This window comes from Moorena sp. SIO1F2 (assembly GCF_010672755.1).
In the GTDB taxonomy this organism is placed as follows: Bacteria; Cyanobacteriota; Cyanobacteriia; order Cyanobacteriales; family Coleofasciculaceae; genus Moorena.
In genome coordinates, this window is sequence record NZ_JAAHFV010000479.1 from 1 (window position 1) to 4,086 (window position 4,086).

Consider the following 4,086-nt stretch of genomic DNA (forward strand, 5'->3'; position numbering starts at 1 on the left):
TAGGTTTTTTACATTTGGGTCGGGAGTCGGGAATCGGGAGTCGGGAATCGGGAGTCGGGAATCGGAACCCACCCCTAACCCCTCCCAGGAGGGGAAGAGCGGGAAATGGGGAGAATTATCCCGGAAATAATTGTGTATTTTGATACAGATTTTTAGGAATTTATACCTAATAAAAGTACATACTCGCCCCTTTGTAAAAAACCTACCCTTGTCAGGTAGGGAGTAGGGAGCAGGGAGTAGAAGAGTCTTGGGGATCCAGTCCGGTCTTGAGGGTTCCCCCCATCTCCCCATCTCCCCGCGCCCCCGCCCCACACTCCCGATTCCCGACTCCCTACTCCCGACTCCCAATTCCCGATTCCCGATTCCCGATTCCCGTTCCCCTCCTGGGAGGGGTTAGGGGTGGATTCCGATTCCCGATTCCCGATTCCCGATTCCCGATTCCCGACTCCCGACTCCCGACTCCCGATTCCCGATTCCCGATTCCCGATTCCCGATTCCCGATTCCCGATTCCCGATTCCCGATTTGACAATGGTTAAAATTTACTGCTTCTGTAATTTTTCAAATTCAATCAACCGAATAGATAAAAGAGTTTCCGCCAGCATCCGTTGAAATGCGTAATACCAACCATGCCAACCATCGAAAATTCCGCCCTTCAGAATCAGACAGTAAAACAGGATAATAAAGGGAGCAATAATTTTTTGTTTGCGAATTCGGTCACCTAAACTAATTTCATTATCTGGAGTCTGGGTTAGTTTTTTGACTTCAATTATCATGTATCGGTCTTGGGCCCACAACCATCGGCTTAAAGGTTTGCGGTCATCGTGATGAATGTAGGAAGAGAGTGTTGCTGAGTTGCCATTAACTTGCAAAAGCTGGGTGTGACCATCATCAATATACGTTGATTTTTCTTTGCGAAATAAAACTTGACGAGGGGGAAGTATGGTACCTCGAAGGGGTTTGCCAAAAATACAATATTTGAATTTGGCAAAATAGCCATTAATATCGGTATCTATTTGTAAAGCTTTTATTTCAGCTATTAACTCATTGGTGACACTGTAATCAGCATCTAATGACAGTACCCATTCTGATGTGACTTGTTCTAGACCGTAATTCCATTGTGTTGCGTGGGTGTCAAATTTTCGCTGAAATACTTGAACTTGGGGGTAATATTTGACAATTTCTAAGGTTTCATCGGTGCTGTAACTATCAATTACAACAATTGTCTTTGCCCAGGTAAGCTGTTGAAGGGTACGTTCGATATTAGGCGCTTCGTTGTAGGTGAGAATGAGTGGGGTAATTTTTTCTAGCATTCCCGAAAAATTTGTTAAAATAATATCTTGTTAAGATAAGATCGAAATAGGTTGATTTTGGATGATAGATTTATAAACTTGAATCAGTTTTTTTGCTATGGAATCCCAGGTGTATTGTTCAAAGATAAGTTGACGAGCGCGAGTTCCCATTTCTTTGGCTTGTTGGGGAAATTGCAAACACTGGCTTAAAGCATTGGCAATAGCCTCAGCATCAATATCAACTACATGGGCAACTTTTGCAGTAGCAGCTTCTGGAAAATTACAGCCTGTGGTAATAACACAAGGTAAACCTGAAGCCATACCTTCCAGCACAGACATACTAAACCCTTCAGAATAAGAAGGGGCAACATAAATACTAGCAGCAGCAAGGGCAGCATATTTGAGAGAGCCTGTTAGCATCCCTGTAAAGGTAACAGCATCCAGACAACCTGCATTAGCAAAGTAGTCTTTGGCCGTAGGTAAGAAACCAATGTTATCAGGACCAGCAAGAATTAGGTGAGTGTCGGAAAATTTAGAGTGTATTTTACCAAAAGCTGTGGCTAGCAAGTCTAATCCTTTTTTGGGGTCGATACGTCCTAAGAAAAGAATCAGAGTTTTGTTACGAGTAGCTGGAAACTGTTGATAAAAAAGTTCAGGATTAGGGAGTTGTTCAAAGTCTTGACGGTGGATGCCGTTAGGGGCAATAGTAACAGGAGTTTTGAGCTTGAGGGGTTTAATTTGTTCCGCTTCCGTAGAGGCTAGCATTTGCAGTGCGCTAGCATTTTGGAGAGCAGGCTTTTCTAATAGGTTGTAATAGATGCGTTTTTTCCAGCCTTTATAGGAAAGTGCCCAAGGGTCAAGCATGCCGTGGGGGATGATAACATAAGGGATATTATACCATTGACAAGCCCAGTAAGCAGCTAGGTTAGGAACTGAAAAAATCGCATTAGTTTGGACTAAGTCATAATCGCCGATGTGTTGGTATAGCCACTTACTCAGAGAAAAACTAAATTTGTAGTCTCCCATCCCTTTGTAAGGAAAAAACTGCAGGCGATAATTAGTTTTAGGTAACCAGGTTTTCATAGGGGCTTCTATCACCTCAGAACCATTAGCATTAGTGGCTACTAGGTCAACAGTAATGCCTAAGTTACCCAATGCTTGAGCTAGTTCCACTACGCATTTAGATGTACCCCCATAAACAGCCCCTAAAGCAGGAATAACAATCAGAAGTTTCATCAGTAATTATAGCGGTTTTAAATTAAATGAGGTACAAATTTTTCGGTTTTAGGGAGCAGGGAGCAGGGAGTAGGGAGCAGGGAAAAGAAATATGTCCTAAGCTTTGCTTCTAGTGCTATACCTCATTAGGCGAGAAACCGCTTTAGTGATGTAAGCATTCAGCCTTCAGCTGTCAGCCGTAGCGCATACGGCGGTTTGCAATTCAGTCAGGTACAAATTCTTGGGTTAATGGGAGCAGGGACTGAGGCCGTAGGCCACGCGGGGCGCGTTCGGAAGAGGGAAGAGGGAGAAAATCCAGTGTACTTGATAGGTATGCAAACCGCCGTAAGCTGATAGCTGATAGCTGATAGCTGATAGCTTACTTAGTGATTAGCTAAGGCGTATTTAGCAGCTTTTATCAACCCTTCAGCAAAATAGTCGGGAGAGAATTTCTGGATGTGTTCCAGGGCGGCTTGACTGAGATTGTCTAGGTCAATTTTCCCTGAACTTACCTTGAACATTAACTTAGTTAGCTGTTCCCTATCATAGGGATTAAAACCAAATCCATTGATCCCTTCAACTACTAAATCTTCAAAACAGCCACAGCGATTAGACACTAGCACTGGTAAGCCAGCTGCCATAGCTTCATTGACAACTAATCCCCATTGTTCGTGAGTACTAGCATGGATAAAGCAGCCAGCGTGAGCAAAATAAGGCAGAAGTTCTTGTTGTTGTAAAAAACCAGTTATATGAATAAACTTAGTCAACCCTAAGTCTTTAATCTGTTGCTCAATTTGAGAGCGCATTGAACCATCCCCACACAGGACTAAATCCCAAGCCCTGTCTTTAGCTAGTTGGCGATAGGTAGCGTAGGCTGAAATTATAAAAGGGAGATTTTTCTTAGGGATAAAGCGATTGATAGCCAGGAAGTAGGGCTTTTTTAAAGGAGGTGCCAGAGATTTAATTTTGTCGGGATGGAAAGCATCATTACCTACGACATTATAGCCGCAAAAAATGGCTTCCTTAGGTACTCCTAATTTGATCAAGTAACGTTGTTGTGGTTGCCCGCCCACTAAAGCCGATTTATACCGGTTAAGTAGCCAGCGCTTTATCGTTTCACGCCACCAAATTCTAGTAAAATCGGTTTCTGTAGTCTCCGAAAGCAAAATTGGTAGTTTACCGTGCCATAAACTCCATACTAAAGTGGCAACCATGGCTGATTCAAAATAGCCAGCAATCACCACCACATCAGGTTGAACCTTCCTTAGGGTAGAGTAAAGTTTTGGGAGTAATTCATAACATTTTACCTCCTCTCGCTGTCGATCGCTGACAACAGAAATAAGCGGAAATGGAAGATTTTGTAAATTAGCTTTCCAGGCATAGTCAGCTTCGGATCTTGCTAATTCTATACCAACTACATTCCATCCTATTTGATGAAAGTGCTGGTGCAAAGCACTAACACGGGCAATATGGTAGGGGCCATAGTTAGTAAACAATACTGCGATTTTGAGCACTTGATTTAGATAAAAAAATATATATACTAAATTCTGTTTTAAGTCGCACCTAAATTTTGCGTAGTGG

At 42.8% G+C, this 4,086-nt stretch carries 5 protein-coding genes; 1 reads left to right on the forward strand and 4 read right to left on the reverse strand.

Annotated features, from left to right (window positions below):
* Positions 1 to 291, reverse strand: a 291-nt coding sequence (locus F6J94_RS31280) for a hypothetical protein (protein WP_293047385.1), incomplete at its 3' end; no start/stop codon positions are given.
* On the opposite strand from F6J94_RS31280, the gene F6J94_RS31285 reads away from it, so the two are divergent.
* On the forward strand, positions 267 to 527 hold the full coding sequence (locus F6J94_RS31285) for a hypothetical protein (protein ID WP_293047387.1): 261 nt from the start codon (positions 267 to 269) through the stop codon (positions 525 to 527). The genes F6J94_RS31280 and F6J94_RS31285 overlap by 25 nt on opposite strands.
* Positions 528 to 540: 13 nt before the next feature.
* On the opposite strand, the gene F6J94_RS31290 is transcribed toward F6J94_RS31285, so the two are convergent.
* The 3 genes from F6J94_RS31290 to F6J94_RS31300 form a co-directional block, all read right to left on the reverse strand.
* On the reverse strand, positions 541 to 1,311 hold the full coding sequence (locus F6J94_RS31290) for a glycosyltransferase family 2 protein (RefSeq protein ID WP_293047389.1): 771 nt from the start codon (positions 1,309 to 1,311) through the stop codon (positions 541 to 543).
* 30 nt (positions 1,312 to 1,341) lie between these two features.
* A complete protein-coding gene (locus F6J94_RS31295; protein ID WP_293047392.1) occupies positions 1,342 to 2,526 on the reverse strand; it encodes a glycosyltransferase in 1,185 nt (394 codons plus the stop codon).
* 362 nt (positions 2,527 to 2,888) lie between these two features.
* The coding region (locus F6J94_RS31300; RefSeq protein ID WP_293047394.1) for a glycosyltransferase family 4 protein at positions 2,889 to 4,086 on the reverse strand (1,198 nt) is incomplete at its 5' end.